21 protein-coding genes are annotated in these 19,867 nt (G+C 62.8%); 14 read left to right on the top strand and 7 right to left on the bottom strand.

Annotation, left to right across the window (positions count from 1 at the left end; translation table 11 throughout):
* Positions 1–10: 10 nt before the first annotated feature.
* The gene (locus BN2694_RS02290; RefSeq protein ID WP_135662234.1) at positions 11–2,104 is read right to left on the bottom strand and encodes an acetate--CoA ligase family protein; all 2,094 of its coding nucleotides are present in this window, start codon (positions 2,102–2,104) and stop codon (positions 11–13) included.
* Positions 2,105–2,363: 259 nt separating this feature from the next.
* On the opposite strand from BN2694_RS02290, the gene BN2694_RS02285 reads away from it, so the two are divergent.
* From BN2694_RS02285 to BN2694_RS02275, 3 genes are all read left to right on the top strand, one after another.
* A complete protein-coding gene (locus tag BN2694_RS02285; protein ID WP_135662232.1) occupies positions 2,364–2,924 on the top strand; it encodes a DUF7547 family protein in 561 nt (186 codons plus the stop codon).
* A gap of 274 nt (positions 2,925–3,198) precedes the next feature.
* The gene (locus tag BN2694_RS02280) at positions 3,199–4,380 is read left to right on the top strand and encodes a redox-regulated ATPase YchF (RefSeq protein WP_135662230.1); all 1,182 of its coding nucleotides are present in this window, start codon (positions 3,199–3,201) and stop codon (positions 4,378–4,380) included.
* A 9-nt stretch (positions 4,381–4,389) separates the two neighbouring features.
* On the top strand, positions 4,390–4,803 hold the full coding sequence (locus tag BN2694_RS02275) for a histone acetyltransferase (RefSeq protein ID WP_135662228.1): 414 nt from the start codon (positions 4,390–4,392) through the stop codon (positions 4,801–4,803).
* A gap of 9 nt (positions 4,804–4,812) precedes the next feature.
* Here the strand turns inward: BN2694_RS02275 and BN2694_RS02270 are convergent, their stop codons facing one another.
* The 6 genes from BN2694_RS02270 to BN2694_RS02245 all read right to left on the bottom strand — a co-directional run bounded on the left by BN2694_RS02270 (position 4,813) and on the right by BN2694_RS02245 (position 9,476).
* Positions 4,813–5,109 carry a hypothetical protein gene (locus BN2694_RS02270; RefSeq protein WP_135662226.1) on the bottom strand — a complete coding sequence of 99 codons (297 nt, stop codon included), beginning with the start codon at positions 5,107–5,109 and terminating at the stop codon, positions 4,813–4,815.
* Positions 5,109–5,384, bottom strand: coding sequence for a winged helix-turn-helix domain-containing protein (locus BN2694_RS02265; RefSeq protein WP_135662224.1), 276 nt, complete (start codon positions 5,382–5,384; stop codon positions 5,109–5,111). Before BN2694_RS02265 ends, BN2694_RS02270 begins: the two co-directional genes overlap by 1 nt.
* Positions 5,385–5,512: 128 nt before the next feature.
* Positions 5,513–6,337 (bottom strand): spondin domain-containing protein, encoded by an 825-nt coding sequence (locus BN2694_RS02260; protein WP_135662222.1) that lies wholly within the window; start codon positions 6,335–6,337, stop codon positions 5,513–5,515.
* A 153-nt stretch (positions 6,338–6,490) separates the two neighbouring features.
* Positions 6,491–7,612 (bottom strand): pyridoxal phosphate-dependent aminotransferase, encoded by a 1,122-nt coding sequence (locus BN2694_RS02255; protein ID WP_135662220.1) that lies wholly within the window; start codon positions 7,610–7,612, stop codon positions 6,491–6,493.
* Positions 7,613–7,700: 88 nt separating this feature from the next.
* Positions 7,701–8,708: a hypothetical protein gene (locus tag BN2694_RS02250; RefSeq protein ID WP_135662217.1), complete on the bottom strand. Its 1,008-nt coding sequence runs from the start codon at positions 8,706–8,708 to the stop codon at positions 7,701–7,703.
* Positions 8,709–8,831: 123 nt separating this feature from the next.
* Entirely contained in the window at positions 8,832–9,476 is a 645-nt protein-coding gene (locus tag BN2694_RS02245; RefSeq protein ID WP_135662215.1) for an ArsR/SmtB family transcription factor, read from the bottom strand.
* A gap of 649 nt (positions 9,477–10,125) precedes the next feature.
* On the opposite strand from BN2694_RS02245, the gene glpR reads away from it, so the two are divergent.
* The 11 genes from glpR (at position 10,126) to BN2694_RS02190 (ending at position 19,798) form a co-directional block, all read left to right on the top strand.
* On the top strand, positions 10,126–10,893 hold the full coding sequence (gene glpR, locus BN2694_RS02240; RefSeq protein ID WP_135662213.1) for an HTH-type transcriptional regulator GlpR: 768 nt from the start codon (positions 10,126–10,128) through the stop codon (positions 10,891–10,893).
* Positions 10,890–11,813 (top strand): 1-phosphofructokinase, encoded by a 924-nt coding sequence (gene pfkB, locus BN2694_RS02235; protein WP_135662211.1) that lies wholly within the window; start codon positions 10,890–10,892, stop codon positions 11,811–11,813. Before glpR ends, pfkB begins: the two co-directional genes overlap by 4 nt.
* Positions 11,814–11,908: 95 nt before the next feature.
* Entirely contained in the window at positions 11,909–13,063 is a 1,155-nt protein-coding gene (locus BN2694_RS02230) for a PTS fructose transporter subunit IIC (RefSeq protein ID WP_135662209.1), read from the top strand.
* Between the two features lie 25 nt (positions 13,064–13,088).
* Positions 13,089–13,553 carry a PTS sugar transporter subunit IIA gene (locus BN2694_RS02225; RefSeq protein WP_135662207.1) on the top strand — a complete coding sequence of 155 codons (465 nt, stop codon included), beginning with the start codon at positions 13,089–13,091 and terminating at the stop codon, positions 13,551–13,553.
* A 29-nt stretch (positions 13,554–13,582) separates the two neighbouring features.
* Complete coding sequence (locus BN2694_RS02220) at positions 13,583–13,858, top strand: HPr family phosphocarrier protein (protein WP_135662205.1); 276 nt, start codon at positions 13,583–13,585, stop codon at positions 13,856–13,858.
* Positions 13,851–15,545 carry a phosphoenolpyruvate--protein phosphotransferase gene (gene ptsP, locus BN2694_RS02215; protein WP_135662203.1) on the top strand — a complete coding sequence of 565 codons (1,695 nt, stop codon included), beginning with the start codon at positions 13,851–13,853 and terminating at the stop codon, positions 15,543–15,545. The genes BN2694_RS02220 and ptsP overlap by 8 nt, the downstream gene beginning before the upstream one ends.
* The gene (locus tag BN2694_RS02210; RefSeq protein ID WP_135662201.1) at positions 15,542–16,051 is read left to right on the top strand and encodes a PTS fructose transporter subunit IIB; all 510 of its coding nucleotides are present in this window, start codon (positions 15,542–15,544) and stop codon (positions 16,049–16,051) included. The genes ptsP and BN2694_RS02210 overlap by 4 nt, the downstream gene beginning before the upstream one ends.
* A gap of 97 nt (positions 16,052–16,148) precedes the next feature.
* On the top strand, positions 16,149–17,273 hold the full coding sequence (locus BN2694_RS02205) for a citrate/2-methylcitrate synthase (protein ID WP_135662199.1): 1,125 nt from the start codon (positions 16,149–16,151) through the stop codon (positions 17,271–17,273).
* An 80-nt stretch (positions 17,274–17,353) separates the two neighbouring features.
* The gene (locus tag BN2694_RS02200) at positions 17,354–17,749 is read left to right on the top strand and encodes a YlbF family regulator (RefSeq protein ID WP_135662197.1); all 396 of its coding nucleotides are present in this window, start codon (positions 17,354–17,356) and stop codon (positions 17,747–17,749) included.
* A gap of 60 nt (positions 17,750–17,809) precedes the next feature.
* Positions 17,810–18,637, top strand: a complete 828-nt coding sequence (locus BN2694_RS02195) for an MBL fold metallo-hydrolase (RefSeq protein WP_135662195.1) — start codon at positions 17,810–17,812, stop codon at positions 18,635–18,637.
* A 60-nt stretch (positions 18,638–18,697) separates the two neighbouring features.
* Positions 18,698–19,798 carry a hypothetical protein gene (locus BN2694_RS02190; RefSeq protein WP_135662193.1) on the top strand — a complete coding sequence of 367 codons (1,101 nt, stop codon included), beginning with the start codon at positions 18,698–18,700 and terminating at the stop codon, positions 19,796–19,798.
* Positions 19,799–19,867: the final 69 nt, after the last annotated feature.

The raw sequence follows: 19,867 nt of genomic DNA, 5'->3' as shown, positions 1-19,867 counted from the left end.
GGGAGCGGGTTTAAAGTTCCTCCTGATCGACGGTCAGGCGGATGTCGACCGCCGAGACGCCATCGGGCGTCGCGACGAGTGGGTTGATGTCCAGTTCCAGTATCGCGGGGAAGTCAGTGACGAGCTGTGAGATGCGCTGTATCGTCTCCACGACAGCGCTCTCGTCGACCGATTCTCGGCCCCGTGCACCGCGCAGCAGTGGTGCCGAATCGATCTCGTCGATCATCGCTTCGGCTTCGGGCTCGCTGACAGGTGCGACCCGGAAGGTCGCGTCTTCGAGCACTTCCACGAAGATTCCGCCCAGCCCGAACATCACCAAGGGCCCGAACTGCGGATCGCGGTTGATCCCGACGATTGTCTCGGTCCCAGCATCGAGATTGGCCATCTCTTGGAGTTGGACACCCAGGATCGTCGCGTCTGGCTGGTAGTTGCGCGCGCGAGAGATGAGGTCGTCGTAGGTGTCGGCGACCTCGTCGTCGGGTACGCCGACTTCGACGCCGCCGATGTCGGACTTGTGTAAGATGTCCGGGCTGACGATCTTCATCACGACGTCGCCGTCGATCTCGCCCGCCGCCTGGACAGCCTCGGTCTTGTCCGTCGCGATGGCACTATCGGGCATTGGGATGCCATAGGCATCGAGCAATTCCATCGCCTCGACGCCGAGCTTGTTGGTGTCCCGCTCTTTCGTCCGTTCGAGGACTTCGCGGGCGCGTTCGCGATCGACATCGAAGTCGGTAGGGTCGGCATACTCATGGTCCTGAATCTCGGCGTACTCCCAGAGCGCGTCGAGGCTATCGACGCCACGCGCGGGATCGAAGTACGACGGGATGCCGGCCTCGCCGAGGATTTCGGCGGGTTCCTCTGCCGTGTCGCCACCCATGAGACTCGCGGCTATCGGGACGCTATACTCCTCGAATTTCTCGACGATGACGTCCGCCAGCTCCTCGAAGTCGATAGACTGTGGCGAGGAAACGACGATGACTGATCCGACGTTCGGATCGTCGAGGACAATATCCAGAGCTTTCTCGTATCGGTCCGCAGGGGCATCCCCGAGGACGTCGACGGGGTTGAAGATGTTGGCTTCCCCCGGCATGGCTTCCTCGAGTTCCTCCAAGGTCTCGTCGGTGAACGAAGCCATCTCGAGGTCCGAGTCGCCGATCGCGTCGGTCGCCATCACGCCGGGGCCGCCGGCGTTGGTGACGATGGCGATATTGTTGCTCTCTGGCAGCGGTTGGTCGCCAAGGATAGTCGAGTAGTCGAACAGTTCCTGGACACTGTTGGCCCGGATGACGCCGGCCTGTTCGAGCCCCGCCTCGTAAGCGCGCTCGCTGCCGGCGATCGCCCCCGTGTGGGAGGCTGCGGCCGAGGCCCCGGCTTCGGTCCGTCCGGACTTCACGGCGACGATCGGCGTGTCCTTGGTGACCTCGCGGGCGGTGTCGATGAACTCCCGGCCGTTCTCGATGTCCTCGAGATACCCGAGGATGACGTCGGTATCCGGATCGTCGCCCCAGTAGTCGATGAACGATCCCTCATCGAGGACGGCTTTGTTACCCAGCGAGACGATGTCGTTGAACCCGACGTTGTGATCGCCCGCCCAGTCGAGGACGGCCGAGATAAACGCCCCGGACTGGCTCATAAAGGAGATGTTGCCCGCGATAGCCGACTTCTCGGTGAATGTGGCATTCATCCCGACCGTCGTCGAGATCACGCCCAGACAGTTCGGCCCAACGAGGTTGAGGTCGTACTCGTCGGCTACCGCCTTCATCTCCCGTTCGCGCTCGACGCCCTCGCTCCCGGACTCGCCGAAACCAGCTGTGATCACGGCGACGTCACGGATGCCGGCTTCGCCGGCCTGGCGGAGCACGTCGTTGACGATCTGTGGCGGGACGACGACGATCGCCAGGTCGATGTCCTCGGTCCCCGTGAGGTCGTCGTAACACTCGAGTCCGAATACCTCCTCAGAACTCGGGTTGACTGGTACGACGTCACCGACGTAGCCGTCGAGAAGATTCTCCATGATTGCACGCCCGACGGCCCCGTCGCTCTCGGTAGCACCGACGACAGCGACCCGTTCGGGCGCGAACAACGTATCTAATTGGCCCATCGTGTCCCTTCGATGTTGGGTATCACGGGGGAAATATTTACCTGAATCGTTTCCGTCTGTGTACGAGTGTCGTGCAGAATCATGGAAGATAGACGGTCGGTACCGTCCGATCTGCTATTCGACCCGTGATACCGAATGACGATACGATAGTTGATATGTCTAATTTATTTCTGTTCAGGAGTGGGCTTGGCCAAGTGGTACGATTGATCCGTATCAGCCATGTTCGTACCTTTATGCGTCTTCCGACGAAGGGGATGACATGAGCAGTCAATCGCCTCGGCCCACGCCGGCAGAAATCGTCGGCGAGCTCACCCGGACCCTTCGTGCACTCCGGCGGGAGTTGCGTGACTCGAACGGTCGGGGAGGACGGGGACTCGATCGCCTCGTCCAGTTCACCAGTGAGGTGACGATCCCGGCAACAATCCTCGTACTCGAGACGAATATCCGCGCCTTGCGTCTCCTCCAGCGGACGCTCAGGCTGGCCCGCGACGCCGAAGACGGGGCCACAACGACGGAGGCGACGACGCTGGGACGTTCGGTCGTCGACCGCATCGATGAGGCCCTGCGTGAGGCCCAGTCGACTGTCGAAAAGACGTCCGCCGACGAGGAAGCCGGGGAGCTCCTCGAGGAGGCAAAGGAACTCAACCGCCAGTTGGCGGCCCGCCTCGAAACCGACGATGCGGGCGAACAGTTTACTACGCAGGACGACAGCGAAACGGCATCGGTCGACATCGACTCCGAACTCGCCTCACTCAAAGATCGGTACAACGACGCGAGCGACGACGAGGACGATACGGGTGACGCCTCTGACAGAGGGTGATCGGTCCTATATAAGCGGCATGGTACGGTTGCCGGGCAACAGACCTTCGAATCGATCGCTCGAGACCCGCGATTGGGTCAGAGAGCGTTTTCCCCTGATACCGAACGACTCAGCGATAAATCAGTGGACGCCCTCATCACCACCGGCAAGACGATGACCGAGACGATCCAGATCATCCAGATGACCGAGTAGGGGGACTGTCACCCTGCCGTCCGACTAGCTGACCCGACAGCCGACCGAAAGTCCGAAAGCGTTCTGTGGGGTACTCGATTGCATGCTCTCGCTGGCGCTCGCTGGGAAGCCCAACGCCGGGAAATCGACCTTCTACACTGCGGCGACGATGGCCGACGTCGACGTGGCGAACTACCCCTTTACGACCATCGACGCCAACCGGGGGGTGACCCACGTCCGAACGGACTGTCCCTGTCTCGACCGCGACCAACGCTGTGACAGCGAGCACTGTCACGACGGCAAGCGCTACGTCCCGATCGAGTTGCTCGACGTCGCCGGCCTCGTCCCCGGCGCCCACGAGGGGCGGGGATTGGGTAATCAGTTCCTCGACCAGCTCACGGACGCAGACGCGATCCTCCACGTGGTCGACGCCGCGGGTGCCACCGACGAAGAGGGCGAGCCAGTCGGCGTCGGCGAACACGATCCCGTCGAGGATCTGGACTTCATCGAGCGGGAGATGGACCTGTGGCTGGCGAGCGTCGTCGAGCGTAACTGGGAAACCGTCGAGCGACAGTCACGCTCGCCGGACTTCGACCTCGACGAGGCACTGACGGAGTTTCTCACCGGTGTCGGCGCGACGGAACTCGACGTGGCCCGGACACTCAGAAACGTCGAGTATCCTGACGATCCGATCGCCTGGACGGACGAGCACCGCGAGGCCCTGGCCCGGGAGATCCGCGAACGGACCAAACCGATCGTCGTCGTCGCGAATAAGGCCGACGCCGCCAGCGCCGAGAACGTCCAGCGGCTCAAAGAGCGCAACGAGGCGACGATCCCGGCGACCGCCGACGGCGAACTCGCGCTCCGCCGGGCCGCAGAGGCCGACGCCATCGCGTACGATCCCGGCGACTCCGACTTCGAGATTCGCGGTGATGTCAGCAACGGCCAGCGGCAGGGACTCGAACAGATCCGGGAAGTCATGGCCGAGCACGGTGGAACGGGCGTCCAGTCGGCGCTGGACGAGGCAGTTTACGACGTGCTCGATCACATCACCGTCTACCCGGTACAGGACGAAACTCACTGGACTGACGGCCAGGGGAACATGCTTCCCGACGCCTTCCTCTTGCCGAGTGGTTCGACGCCCAAGGACCTGGCCTACGCCGTCCACTCAGACATCGGCGACGGCTACCTCCACGCCGTCGACGCCCGGAAGGGGATGCGGATCAGCGACGACACAGAACTCGAAGCGGGCGACGTGATCAAGATCGTTTCGACGGCGAACTGAGGGCGAGCAATGACCGACGAAACCGTTTCCGTCGAGGCCCTTCGACCGAGCCAGTGTTATGTCAATGCTGCAAAAGTCGCAACCGTCGCCGAACGGGTCGAGGGAGAGGTCTTCGAGCCCGATCCCCTGCCAGTGTACGAGTTCGAGGGCGACCAGTACTTGACGGACGGCCACACGCGGGCGTTCGTCGCGTATCTCACCGGGAGCGACCGACTTTCGATCGTCGAAGACGAGGAACTCGCTGACGAGTGCGATCTCTCAGTCTATCGGGCGTGTATCGCGTGGTGTGAACGGGAGGGGATCGAACGCGTCCCGGATCTGGCTGGTCGCGTCGTCGGGCCGGCGACGTTTCAGACGGAGTGGATCGATCGGTGCCAGGCAATCGCTGACGGAGTCGATCGAGACGGGAGTGAGACGCCCTGATCACCGTCGCTACCGCACCGTCACGTACGATAGGATCGCGATCCCGACGAACTGGATCGAGCGCATCACCAGCACAGCTTGCTGGACGTGCGGGTCCCCGGCGTAGAAACTGTGCATCGAGAGGAAGAAGTACAGCGCGATGGCGTTCTCGAGTACCATCGCGACGGCGAACGCAAGCAATCCGGCCACGAGTCCCGTCCGGAACGTCGCGTAGTTGCGGATCCAGACGACGAGCAGCGGGAGCAACAGCAGGAGGTTCAGTGCCGCGAGCGCGCTTGCGGCCGTGATGAGTGGTCCCATCGCCATCAGTCGATCCGCTCCGTTATGTCCTCGAACGTGTCGCGGTGTTGTTCGAACCGGTCGGTCAGGAAATACAGCTTCGCGTAGTCGGCGTCACCGGGTTCGACGACCCCGTGCTCGGCGAGGGCGTCGAGATGGTGGCGCACGGTTTTGTATTCGACGTCGAGTTCGTCGGCGAGTTTGTTTGCGTTCATCGGTCGATCGGAGAGGGCGCGGATGAGCCGGGCGCGGTTCTCGCCGCCCCGCGTCGCGGTGAGCAGGTACCACAGCGCCTTCTCCATTGCACACGCCCTGTCCGGCCGGCTGGCTTATAGTACCCGGCTATCGCGGAGACGCGTGCCGTGTTCCGTCGCTCGCTCGGCGCGATCGTCGCGGCCAGTGTCCTCCAGCGGGTGCGTCCTCGCGAGTCTCACATGTCGTCATCGGTGGTGTCGGCTGGCGTGACGGACACGCTGAGCACGTCCGAGACGGCCGGGTACTCGTGCCCTGCAATCTCGTCGACCGGCGCGACAGTGCCACGCTCGACGAGTCCCGCGCCCGCTCCGCGCTGGCGCTGTGGCTGGTTCTCACCGACGCCCGGCTCCTCGTTGATCTCCGTCCCGGCGTCGTACAGCGTCACCATGTCGGTCACGTCCCCCGACAGTGGCTGCCCATCGTCAAACAACATCGCTCCGTCCGGCCCGCCCAGCGCGTAGAACAGGTCGTTCGATGGGACGAACATCGTCGCCAGCGAGAGGTATGTGGCAGGCTGACCGCTCTCGGCGTGAACCGTGAATTCGTAGCGATTGCCCGGCGTCAGCGGCCCGGGACCGTCGGCCCCCACAGGTGTCGTAACCGTCCCGCTATCGGACACAGTCTCACGCATCGAGAGGTGTTCGGCCAGCGTCCCGGGCTTGCCGTCCTCGGCCAGCGCCTGGAGTCCGTTGTGGCGGGGTGATTCCCCCATCGAAAACATCGGCTCGTCGCTCGTGTGAACGGCGTATGCTCCCGGTGCGAGTGGGACGGGCTGGGTGGCCGCGTCGCCGTCGGCAGTCGTCTCCAGCGTCTCGGGCGTCGAAACGTTCTCGATGGTGACGGTGAACGACCGCATCGTCGGCCCATCGTCCATTTGTGCCGCTGCCGAGCCGAGAACACCCGCGCCAAGGAGTGTGCCACCAGCCCCGGCAACGAAGGTGCGCCGCGTGAGGAGTGGTGAATCTGTGCGTCCGGTCGATGACTGGTCGTCAGCTGTCATTGGTGGGTCCGTGCGTCACCGCACAGACACGGCTGGGTGGTGTGGACAAAAGTAGGTTTTTCAACATTTATACCGAGAGTGGACCCACTCCATGCCGACACTCTTCCAATTTCCGCCCAGGTTCGTCGCGACTCCGTGGATCGACCTGCGTTATCAATCCAGTGCTGCCGTCGTCTCGCGCATGATCTCGATCGCCTCCTTCAACTGCTCCATATCGGTCGCATAGGAGATCCGCGCGTAGCCTTCGCCGCCGTCGCCGAATGCCTCGCCAGGGACGACCACGACGCCGCGGTCAATCACTTCGTCGACCCACCCCTCCGGAACCTTCGGCATTGCGTAAAACGCACCCCGTGGCTTCGGGGTTTCCAGGCTCATGTTGTCGAGTCCATCGAGCAGTACGTCACGACGTTCCTCGAAGGCGTCGACCATCTCCGTCACGCGGTCCTGCGGGCCCGAGAGCGCGGCCTCGGCGGCGAATTGGGCGGGCGCGCTCGCACACGCCTGACTGTACTGGTGGACGCGCAACATTCGTTCGATGCGATCCTCGCTGCCGGTGACCCACCCCAGCCGCCAGCCGGTCATCGAGTAGGTCTTCGAGCAAGCGTTGATCACGACGACGTTGTCGCTCTCGGTGAATTCAGCGGGCGAGCAGTGCTCGCCCTCGAAGACGATGTGTTCGTAGACTTCGTCGGAAATGCAGAGCACGTCGTGCTCGTCGGCGATCCGAGCGAACTCCCGCATGTCCTCCGGTGACTGGACGGCTCCGGTCGGGTTCGCGGGGCTGTTGACGACGAACGCCGCGGTGTCGTCGGTGATCGCTGCCTCGACGGCCGCGGGATCGAGCGTCAGGTCCTCGCGGAGGCCCACCGGCTTGGGCGTCCCGTCGGCGAGGTGGGTCAGCGCCTCGTAGGAGACGAATCCCGGATCCGGGTAGATGACGCTCTCGCCCGCGTCCACGTGGGCCTCTAGCGCGAGGTGGAGTGCTTCACTGCCGCCGGACGTGGCGATGACGCGGTCGGGATCCACGTCGAGATCGTTGTCACGGGCGTGCTTCGCGGCGATGGCCTCGCGCAACTCGAGGGTTCCTTTGTTCGAGGTGTAAGCATCGGCCTCGCCCGCACGAATCGCCTCGACGGCCGCCTCGCGTGCGTGCTCGGGAGCCGGAAAGTCCGGCTGGCCCAGGCCGAGGTTGATCGCGTCCTCGCCGGCCGCCTCGAAAACCTCGCGGATGCCCGAGATCGACACCTGCTCGACGCGCTGTGAGAAGTGAGCCATACACGTTCCGCGGAACGCGGGGGCGATAATCCTTGCTATGGACCGAGGGTGGAATGTATGACGAAGAGACGGCGGTAACCAGATCGGTCTACGGGGACGTTTCGTTCTCGGAATCCGTCTCACTGTGCTCAACACAGGCAATCAGCGTCGAGAGGGTTGTACTGTCGAGTTGTCCATCCGAGCCGACGGTCACCTGCGTCGTGGAGACGTTACAGTCGAAGTTTTCGGGGCTGAGACTGAACGTTACCGTGCCACCGGATTCGAGAACATCCACAGCAATGTCGTAAGCACCGCTTTCGGTAAGTCTCAGCCGACTCTTCCCGCCTGGTTCGATCGTGTAGATACCATCGAGCTGGGACATCGTATCGGATTCAAGGACGGCCCGGACCGTCCAGACCTCGTCGGTCGGGTTCGTAACGACGACTGTGTGGGCTGTGTCCCCACCACCGTCCGCCGATGACGTTCCACCGCCCAGCGTCTTCGAAACGGTGCTGTCGGCCGCGATGTCTTCCGTGAGGACACTCGGACAAGCCATGCGCGTAGACGCGGTCATCGATTCGAACGTTCCGGGAGCCACGAGAGCGATCGATGTGCGAGTAACGTTACAGGTAAACTGTCCCGGTTCGATCGACAGCGACTCGGTCGCCGCTGTGGACAGTGCACTCGCCCTGACCGCGTACGTATCGAGCGTAGTCAGCGATACCGAGACCGTGGCGTCGGGTTCGAGGATGAACTGCTCGTCGAGCGACGCCGTTTGGGTCCCCTGAATGGACAGCGAGAGTGTGTACTCCTCGTCGGTCCGGTTCGTCAGCGCGAGATAATGGGGTTTGCGCAGCCCCTGTTCCGAGAGCGGATCGTTTCCGAGAATTCGCTCTCGGGTTTCACCGCGTTCGACACGGGTCCGCTCGCCTTCGATGGTCGTCGTGTCCGTGGGTGTGGATTCGTCCGTCACCATGTCAGTAGTCGATTCAGCTGCCTCGGCGGTGGTGTCGTCAGTCGCTGTCGACGACTCGCCTGGCTGTGACTGAGAGCTACAGCCTGCCGTTGCCGTTGTGATACCGAGACCAACTGTCGTGAGGAACGCTCGACGTCGCATACGATCCACAATGGAACGGGTATGTATGGGACTATCTCAGGTTCAAAGACGCCTTTGAGTCCACGGATGCACTGATCGATTCGGTATACTGGGGGCAACCAAACAGACAGCGGACCGACTCGATCAGGTCGATCGAGCACGCTCGTGCGCCGGTCGATAGTACCGCCAGTACCACCTGACCAGGAACACCGCAACGAGTACCACACCTGCCCCAAGGAGTGCCCCGCCCGGTCCAGTGATGAACGTCATAATCGATTCCAGGAGGGTCGGTTCTGGCCGGACCCCAATCGGTGCGATACGACGCGAGGAACCGAGCGATCCGGATTGTGCCCATCGCAGATGGACGAAGACACTGGCAATACCGACAGCGCCGAGTCCACCGATACTCCGACCCAACGCGCGTTTCAGGGACGGCGTTGCCGTCTCGACACCAGTATACAGCACAAGGGCGCTGTTGGTCGGCCCGTAAACAGCCATCTCACGGCCCTGGGCCGAATACCATGTATCGACGACTTCGACGAGGGCGGCGTCTTCTAGTCGTTCGAGATGATAACTGACGTTCTGGACCGACGAATCCAGTGCAGTCGCGATCTCGGAGGCAGGCTGTGGCTCGTCGTACAAGATGTTGAGGATCTGTCGTGCCGTCAGTGACGAAATTGCTGACAGGATATCGTCAGCTGACTCCTCCGTGAGACAGAGAAGTTGTGGATCGAGATCACGATCGGCAGGCCGATCAGTGGACGGCTTCAATGGCAGCAGCGATGTCATATAGATGAGTTCTCCTCTCATCCTAAAACACGTCGGGACACTCAAACGATCTTTGTAGTCCCTGGACCGACAACCTTGAGCGGATACACGTCGATTCAGGGAGCCGTCTGTCTTCGCATGCCGAGTTGCCCACAGTTTCGCCCCACAAGGCAGTAGCCTCGATCGACGACTGATGACGGGGTACAGCGAGAGGCCGGCAGGCGTGGTGGTAACAAAGACAGATCTGAGCGACATCGAGGAGATGGGGCTGCGGATTGTCGAATTCCCGTGACGGAGCTAGCGACGAACGCGAGTTACTCCGAGACTGTCTTCCGGTTGTTGTTCAATCGGTTGCCAGATACAATCGAACTCGACGTGTCCTTGACGCGCTGTGAGAAGTGGAACTGTCTGTCAGGCCACCGTCATCATAACACTTGAGATTTGGCATGACAGCGGACAGCTCGCCGAGAACGACAAAGCGTTTCGAAGGTATCCGCTTTGGGCAGGGTGCCTGGTGCATCCATCGCTCAGTTCACTCACATAACAATCATAGGTACGTATGATAGTCTCTATTGTGATTGAAATTTATATAAATTCATCCCACACAATCAAAAACAAAACTATACGCCAGAGAAAAGTAGAATTGACCCAAAGACCATCACGGTTGGTAATGCTCCCAGAAGAACGACGGCGACACATCGTCGAACTGATCGAAGAGGGAGGAGGCCGTTCGGTACGGGAACTCGCCGAAGAACTCGATGTCTCGAAGGCGACGATTCGTCGTGATCTGGACCAGCTGGAATCGCTGGGACACGTCAATCGATCACACGGGGGAGCGGTCCCCGTTCCGTCCGTCGGCGCCGAGGAATCGTATACGAACCGAGAGATCCAGCATTTCGAGGCCAAGCGAGCCATCGGCGATCGCGCAGTCGGAGAGATCCGCGACGAGGAGATCGTCTTTTTCGACGGCGGCACCACCACGCTGCAGGCGGCAAAATGCGCTCCCGAGGACCGGTCGTTCGTCGCCGTCACAAATGCTCCGCCGCTGACTGAGGAGCTACTTTCGTGGGCGGACGATGTGATGCTGACGGGTGGAACGCTTCGGCCCAAAACCCGAACGCTCGTCGGCCCAACAGCCGAGCACTTCATGGAGCAGAAGTACTTCGACCTGGCGTTGTTGGGGACCAACGGCGTTCACGAGTCCGTTGGACTGACCACGCCAAACGAGGTGACGGCGAAGATGAAATCGCTCATGATCGAGCGCTCCCAGCGCGTCGTGATGCTCACCGATGGATCGAAGTTCGGGGAGTGCAGTTTCTCGCAGTTCGCCCGGATCGACGACATCGACACGCTGATCACAGACAAACATCCGCCGGAGGCACTCGAACGGGCCTTCGACGAAGCGGATGTCTCACTCATCACGGTCGATGTCGAATGATACTCACCGTCACGTACAACCCGGCCGTCGATCACACGATCAGCATCGAGACTGAACCGCATCCGGGACGGGTCGAGCGCGCCACAGAACGCCGGTTCGACGCTGGCGGGAAGGGGATCAACGTGTCCCAGTACCTCGCCGCCCTCGACGTCGAAACAGCCGCGACGGGACTCCTCGGAGGGTTCACGGGCGAATACGTCAGGGATCTCCTCGCAGCGGAACCGTTCGACGCCCCGTTCGTCGGTGTCAGGGACGCGACGCGTCTGAACGGAACGGTCCACGCCGCCGACGGCGAGTACAAGTTCAACGAACGTGGACCGTCGGTGGACCCGACTGTCGTCGAAGACGTTCTGGAGGTCGTCACCCGCGAGTTGCCCGACCGAATCGTCGTCGGGGGAAGTCTCCCACCGGCACTCGGTCCCGACGCGATCGATCGGATCGCCCGGGCCGGCGACTGGGAGACGACGGTCGACGTCGGCGGTGAGTTGCTCGGGCGACTCGAATCCCAATACGCGTGCTGTAAACCGAACCGCGAGGAACTTGCGGCAGCGACCGGGCGCACGATCGACTCCGTCCGGGAAGCGATCGACGCCGCCGAGGAACTCCGCCGGACGGGATTCGATCGCGTCGTCGTCTCCCTGGGTGCGGACGGAGCGGCGCTGATCTCGGATGACGAACGGCTATACGCCCCACCAATAGAGACCACTGTTAGAGACACCGTAGGGGCCGGCGACGCCTTGTTGTCGGGCGTATTGGCGGGGTTCGAGTGGGGCACGTCTGCGAAGCAAGCGTTGGCACTGGGTGTCGCTGTCGCGTCCCGTGCCGTCGCCACGGCCGGGTCCAGCGTTCCGGACCTCGAGGATGTCGGTGCGATACAGGACCGCGTCGACGTAGTGGATCGTTCTCACGGGCCACGGTGACGTTTTCGACCCGACATTAATTCCGATCGAATCCGTACAAAACAATCACGTTCGCGTATTTCATTGCAAAGGACATCGACTATTATTGACGTACCATGGCAACTGAAGAGAGCGCCGATTCGGAACTCAGGAAGCGCCTCGTGAGTCTAAAGGAAGACGTGATGACGGGCGTCTCGTACATGATCCCGTTCGTCACGATCGGCGGGATTTTCTTGGCGCTCGGGTTCGCTTGGGCGGCGGGACCGTTCTCCTCGACGACCGTCGAAGACATGTTCCAGGAGAGCGCACAGGGGTCGATCGCGTGGTTCCTCGGGCAGATGGGGAGCGCGGGGCTGACGATCATGGTCCCGATCCTGGGGGCGTACATCGCCTACGCCATTGCGGATCGACCCGGACTTGCGCCGGGCTTTTTGCTCTCGTGGATCGTCCAGCAGACAGCCGTCGTCCAGGAGTCGGCGAACGTGCTGGGCCTACCGACGGGGCAGAACCCGGCCGCCGGGTACCTCGGCGCCCTCGTCGTCGGGGTGCTCGCGGGGTACGTTGCCCGCTGGTTCAAGCAACGCGACGTTCCCAACTTCATCCAGCCGATGATGCCAGTGTTGATCATCCCCGTGGCGACGACGGCGGTGCTGTTGCCGATCGTGCTGTTCGTCATTGGGGTGCCCGTCGCAATTGCCAACGGCGAACTCAACGCGCTCTTAGAGAGCATGCGTGGCGGCGGAGCGGCAGCGCTGCTCCTCGGCGCGATTATGGGTGGGATGATGGCTTTCGACATGGGTGGGCCTGTCAACAAGGTGGCGTACCTCTTCGCCGTTGGGCTCGTCTCCCAACAGATCACCGAACCCATGGCCGCCGTGATGATCGGTGGGATGACCCCGCCGATCGGGATGGCGGTCTCGAACTTCATCGCCCGGCGGAAGTACGCCGACGAGATGTACGAACAGGCAAAGAGCAGTATCGTTCTCGGGTTTTCGTTCATCACCGAGGGGGCGATCCCCTACGCGGCCGCCGACCCGTTCCGGGTCATCCCGAGTCTGATGGCAGGCAGTGCCGTCGCCGGCGCCATGTCGATGCAATTGGGCGTCACGATGCCGGCCCCGCACGGCGGCATCTTCGTCGTGCTGCTGTCGAACCAGCCGCTGATGTTCCTCGCAAGCATCGTGGTTGGATCGCTGGTCACGGCGGCGCTCGTGACACTGGTGAAACCCGAACACGACCCCGAGGCAACAGGCGCACAGGCGGCCGACTGAGCGACCGCAGATACGTTCAAACACAATGGACGAAGCTACTATCGACCACGTTATCACAGAGGACCTAATCGTCCTTGAAGAACCGCCAGCGAACAAGACTGACGCCATCGAGTACTTGCTCGACATCGCCGTCGAGGCAGGCCGGGTCACCGACCGCGAGGCGGCCCTCGAGGCGGCGCTCGAACGCGAACGACAATCGACGACCGGCGTCGGCAAGGGGATCGGTATTCCCCACGCCAAGACCGACGCCGTGACTGAGCCGACCGTCGCATTCACTCGCTCGACGGAGGGAATCGACTTCGATTCGATGGACGACGAGCCCGCGAAGTTGCTGTTTCTGTTGCTGGTCCCCGCTGAGGGTGGCGAGGCACACCTCGGCATCCTAAGCTCGCTCTCGCGGGCGCTCATGCATGATGCGGTCCGCGAGGATCTCCGTACTGCCGACTCCAGGGCAGCTGTCAAAGACATCATTGTCGACACACTAACTTAAGTAAGATACACAATAACATACAACAAACAATGGAACGAACTGTCACAGTCGTCCCGGAGGAAGGGTTGCACGCGCGTCCAGCCGCGGTATTCGTCGAGACCGCCAACGAGTACGAGTGCGATCTCCAGATCGGCCCACCCGACGAAGACCCGGTCGACGCTCGGAGTATGCTCGGCGTGACGAGCATAGGCGCGAAAGGTGGCGACAATCTCGTCCTCTACGCCAACGGCGAGGACGCAGCGGCGGCTCTGGACGCACTGGAAGACGTACTTTCGACTCCGGAGGACGAGTTCGACGATGAGTGAACGCAGGTTCGAGGGCACTGGCGTCACCCCCCTCTCGGGTATCGGAACGGTTCAGTGGTACGACCAGTCAATCGAGTTGCCCGAGCCTCCGGACCCTGCCATGGTCGACGCCGGTGGGGAGCGCGATCGCTTCGAGGACGCCCGCGCGGAGGCCCACGATCAACTCCAGGCCGAGCGCGACCGCGCCGCCGAGACCGTTGGGGAGTCCGAGGCGGAGATACTCGACGCGCACGTCCAGTTCCTCGAGGACCCCCAGATCGTGGGAAGCGTTGAGGACGCGATCGACGACGGGTTGCCGGCTGAACACGCCGTCGAGAAAGGGTTCGGTGACGCGATCGAGACACTCGCCGCGGCAGGCGGGAAAATGGCCGAGCGGACCGACGACCTCCGAGACATCCGTGACCGGTTACTTCGCCTCCTCTCGGACGCCGAGACTGTCGATCTCGCCGCCGTGCCGGAGGACACAGTCGTCCTCGCGGAAATGCTCACGCCCAGCGACACGGCGAAACTCGATCCCGATCGGGTCGCCGGTTTCGCCATGGCGAAGGGCGGACGGACCTCCCACGCGGCGATCTTCGCCCGATCGATCGGCATCCCGGCAATAGTCGGGATCGGCGATCCGCTGTTCGAGATCGACGCCGGGGCCGAAGTCGTCGTCGACGGGACCGAAGGGATCGTTGTCCTCGATCCCGACGAATCGACCCGCGAGCGCGCCAGCGGCGGCCGGGACGTAGAGATCCGGACCGAACCAGTGGCGACCGAGGACGGGACGGGGATCGAAGTCGCCGCCAATCTCGGGACGCTTTCGGAACTGGATGGCGCGACAGCCCAGGGGGCCGACGGGATCGGCCTGTTCCGCTCTGAGTTCCTCTTCCTCGACCGGGAGTCTCCACCTGACGAGGACGAACAGTTCGAAACCTACGTCGAGGCCCTCGATGCGTTCCCCGATGGTCGGGTCGTCGTCAGGACGCTCGATGTCGGCGGCGACAAACCGATACCGTATCTCGAACAACCGGAGGAAGACAATCCGTTCCTTGGCGTCCGGGGGATTCGCCGGTCGTTGTCTTTCGACGATGAGCTCTTTCGGACGCAGCTTCGGGCGTTGTTGCGTGCTGAAGCTGCGGGCGAGGGGACGCTCAGCGTCATGTTCCCGCTGGTCGCGACCGTCGAGGAGATCGAGTCAGCGCTGGCGGTCGTCGAAGAAGTTGGCGATGTCCTCGACGACGAAGGCGTCACCCACGGACGCCCGGAACTGGGCGTGATGATCGAGACGCCCGCAGCGGTGTTGCTGGGGCCGGAGATGGCCGAAAGATTGGATTTCTTCTCGATCGGCACCAACGACCTCACGCAGTACGTCATGGCCGCTTCCCGCGAGAACGACGAAGTGGCCCACCTCCACGATCCACGCCACCCGGCCGTCCTTCGGGCGATCGATCGCAGCGTCGAGGCCGCCCACGCGAGCGACGCCTGGATCGGGATGTGCGGCGAGATGGCTGGCAATCCCGACGTGACGGAGCTGCTTGTCGGGCTCGGGCTCGACGAGCTGAGCATGAGCGCCGTCACGATCCCCGACGTGAAGGCGAACGTCGAGGCGACTGACGACGAGGCGGCACGCCAGGTGGCACAGCGGGCGCTCTCCGCAACCACGAAGGCAGAAGTGATCGAGATACTGAGTGATACACAATGAAACTCGTCGCAGTCACGTCATGTCCGACAGGTATCGCACACAGCCAGATGGCCGCCGAGGGCCTCGAACAGGCCGCCGAGGAACTCGGTCACGAGATCAAAGTCGAAATCCAGGGCGCGATGGGTGCCGAGAACGAACTGACCGACGATGACGTCGCCGACGCCGACGCCGTCATCATCGCGGCCGACACCGCCGTCAGCCGGGACCGTTTCGAGGGCAAACCACTCGTCAAATCGCCCGTCAAAGACGGTATCAACGACGCAGAAGGACTGATCCGGCAAGCCGTCGAGAAAGGGGGCGGCGGGGCGGAAACGGCGTCCGGGACGACCGAGACGGCCGACGAGGAGTCGGCGGTCGAACACGAACCACCAGCGGGCGACGAAGTCGGTGAGACGGATGAGACAACCACGACCGCCGGAGCCGAAGGTAGCGAGGACGAAAAGGAAAACAGCGGCGGGATCGTGGCCAAGCTCAAGTCTCTGTTCAGGGGCGCGGCCGAACCCTGATCGTCTCGGCTCGAAAGCGGGTGAGAACTTCCCCGACCCCGAGAGGTCGCTTCCGAGTCGCCTACAGTTTTACCCCCCGAGCCAATAGCACGTCTCGATGACTGACGACGAGGTTTACGAGGGGCTGGCGGACGTGACGGTGACGGAGACGCGGCTGAGCGATATCGACGGCGAGGCGGGACAACTGTGGATCGCGGGCTATCCCGTCGGGAAACTCGCGGCGAACGCGACCTACCCCGAAACGGTCCACCTCTTGCTGTACGATCGGTTGCCAGACGCCGAAGAACTGGAATCGCTCGAGGATCGACTCTGCTCTTACCGGACGCTGCCGGAGCCATGTAAGGACGCTGTCGTGGCGGCCGCCCAGCGCGGTGCAGGGCCGATGGCTGCCCTGCGAATGGGGGCGGCGACGGCGACGGCTGTCGAGCCCAACGATCCCGAGGCTGACGCCTTGCGATTGATCGCCCGGTTGCCGACGATCACGGCGACATACTGGCGGGTGCTGTCGGGCGAGGAACCGCTCGAACCGCGCCTCGATCTCGGGCACGCTGCGAACTACCTCTACATGCTGACCGGTGAGGAACCGACCGACGCCCAGGTCGAGGGATTGGAGACGTACCTTACCGCGGTTGTCGATCACGGGCTCAACGCCTCGACGTTCACCGCGCGAACGATCGTCTCGACGGAGTCGGAACTCGTCTCGGCGATCACCGGCGCGATCGGCGCGCTGCGGGGCGACCTCCACGGCGGCGCGCCCGATCTGGTGCTGGAGATGCTCGAAGACCTCGAGGCCGCCCCAGACCCGCGTGCCGATCTCGAAGCGCGTCTGGCGGCGGGCGAGCGGCTGATGGGCTTTGGTCACCGGGTCTACGGCGCGCGCGACCCCCGCGCCGCGGTCCTCGAGGACGCCGCGGCCGCGTTTTACGAGGGAGAAGACGATTTCTTCGCGGCGGCAAAAGAGATCGAAGACATCGCAACCGAGCTCCTGGCCGAGCACCGACCTGACCTCGATCTCGAGACGAACGTCGAGTTCTACACTGCCGTGTTGCTCTCCGGTGTTGGGATCCCGCCGGAGCTGTTCACGCCGACGTTCGCCATCTCGCGGGTCGCCGGCTGGAGTGCTCACTGCCTCGAACAGCTCGAGGACAACCGCCTGATCCGCCCGCGAAGCGCGTTCGTCGGTGAACACGATCGGGAGTGGACACCGGTCGAGGAGCGGTAGGTTCCCAAGTGCGACACCCTACAACCGGCCGAACCTGCTCCCTTCCGACCGGTTTTACTCGTCGTCCTCGAGGGACGACTATGAGCGTCGATACTGACAACGGCGAGACAGCGATCGAGACGGTCGATCGACTCGCAAGCGAGTTGGGCGAGGCGATCGCCGACCTGCCGGAACACGAGGCCTTCCGTGAAGCAAAGGCCGCCGTCGAGGCCGATGAGGAAGTCCAGGAACACATCGCGACCTTCGAGCGCAAGCGCGAGGAGTTCCAGCGTGCCAGAGAGCGTGGCGAGGCCAGCGAACTCGATCGCCGAGAACTCGAGGCCGCCCACGAGGAACTGCAGTCCCTGCCAGTAATGGAGGAGTATCTGCAGGCCCAGAGTGCCCTCGAGCGGCGTCTCGGCCGGGTCGATTCGGCGATCTCGGCGGAGCTGGCCGTCGACTTCGGTGAGAAAGCTGGCGGTTGCTGTCAGCACTAGGCTGGGCTGGCCCTTCGCTACCCCGTAACGTTTAGCCCGTTTCGGATCACCACTCTGAGTATGGTCAGCTCCGACTGGGGCCAGTGGCTCCCCGAGGCAGTGGCGAAGGCCTCACCCGACGGCGTCGCGATCTGGTATCTCGGCTGTAACGGCTTCGTCCTCAAGGATTACGCGGGGACGACACTGTTCATCGATCCCTACCTCGGGACGGGCGATCCCCCACGAACGGTCCGGATGCTCCCGGTGCCGTTCGAACCGTCAGACGTGTGCACCGCTGACGCGATCCTCGCGACGCACGAACACGTCGATCACGTCCACGGCCCGAGCCAGGCACCCATCCTCTCCGGGACAGGAGCGAGCTTTCACGCGCCGAGGGCGAGCCTGGCTGTGACCGAGGCGGAAGCGTGGACAGACAACTGGGACGTGAGTGACGAACAGCTCTCGCCCGTCGAAGTCGGTGACACCGTCGAAATCGGTGGGTTCACGGTGCACGTCGAACCAGCGAACGACCCGGACGCCGAGGAGCCTGTCTCGTACGCCATCGAACACGAGGTGGGGACGTTCTTCCACGGCGGGGATGCTCGACCCGGAGCGTTCGAGACGATCGGGGAGCGCTACGACATCGACCTCGGCGTGCTTGCGTTCGGCAGCGTTGGCATGGTCCCCGAGACGATCGGGGAGAAGCCGACGCGGACACGCTGGTACAGCGACGAGAACGAGATTGTCGAAGCCGCAAACGAACTCCGACTGGATGCCCTGTTGCCGAGCCACTGGGACATATGGAAAGGAATGACCGCAGATCCGACGGCGCTGTACGATCACGTCCGGTCGTTCCCCTATCCCAAGCGACTCGATATCGTCGAGATCGGTGACCGCATCGACTTATAGACCAATCGTCACCTCGCGGCAGAAGTAACTTTAATACGATTGGTCGACCGACGTATGTTCATGAGCAACACGCAGACCTACGAGTCGGTGAACGTTTCCTTGGATGGGGTGACCGTAGTCAAGCGGTTCGAAGCAGACGAGTTCCCGGTGCCGGCGATCGCATTCAATATCCAGTCGGCCCGGACGGAGTCGGTGACGATCACGCTAACCGACAGCGTCCCTGAAGAGGTGGCTGTCGAGGACCTGGGCTTTCATCCGGAATACGGCAGCGAGTACTGGACCATCGACGGGCAAACGATTATTTTCGAGCGCGAAATCGACCCTGACTCGGAGTACACGACCGTCTACGGTATCCGCGCGACCGGGACCGATGACGTCGAGAAATTCCTGACGGAGCCGACCATAGAGTCTGTCGATCCGCCACTGGAGGACGACGACGATCTGGTCGAGGACGCCAACAGTGACGTCGTGCGTGACGTCATCGCGGGCGAAAGTGACAGCGTCCCCGGACTCGAAGAGACAGACGACGAAGAGATCGAGACGCTGAATCTCACGGATCCGAACGAACCCGACGAGGACCGTGGCGGATCGAGTGCCAGCAACGACGGTGCCGAACCAACCGTCGATGGGGTCCAGCCCGGTGCCGTCGCCAAGACTCTCGCCGCGGAGATCCGCCAGGACCACGTCGACGACGCGACGCTCTCGGTGCTGGAAGAGGAACTCGACCTCGGTGGCTCGGAGACGGACGAGGGGGCCGTCGACGCCAGGATCCAGCACCTTCAAAACGAGGTCGCCGACCTCTCGGCCTATACAACCGCCATAGAGGAGTTCCTCGACGAGAACGGGCAGGGAGAGGAACTCATCGAGGAGTTCCAGGCACGCCTCGAGGACTTCGAGGGCGAGTTACAGACAGTCGACAGTGAACTCGACGAAGTCCGTGGGGACATGACCTCGGTTCGGAACACCGTTGAGGACAACGAGGAGACAGTTGGGGATGTCGAGGCAGCGCTATCCGATCTGGAAAGCGAGATCGAAGAGGTCAAAGAGCAGGTCGGCGATACCGGCGATCTGGACGAACGTCTAGAGGACATCCGCGGTGATATCGAAGACCTAGAGGAGTGGCGCGAACAACTCTCCTCGGTCATCGGCGGCGCTGAGTAGAGTCCGAAGCTGGCCACCGCGGAGTCCGTCGCTCGAAACCACGTCTGTTTTACCAGCTCCCGCGTACGC

Origin of the sequence: Halorhabdus rudnickae (assembly GCF_900880625.1) — an archaeon.
Taxonomy (GTDB): domain Archaea; phylum Halobacteriota; class Halobacteria; order Halobacteriales; family Haloarculaceae; genus Halorhabdus; species Halorhabdus rudnickae.
Note: the sequence above shows the minus strand (reverse complement) of the source record. Positions and strands in the feature narration are given on the sequence as shown.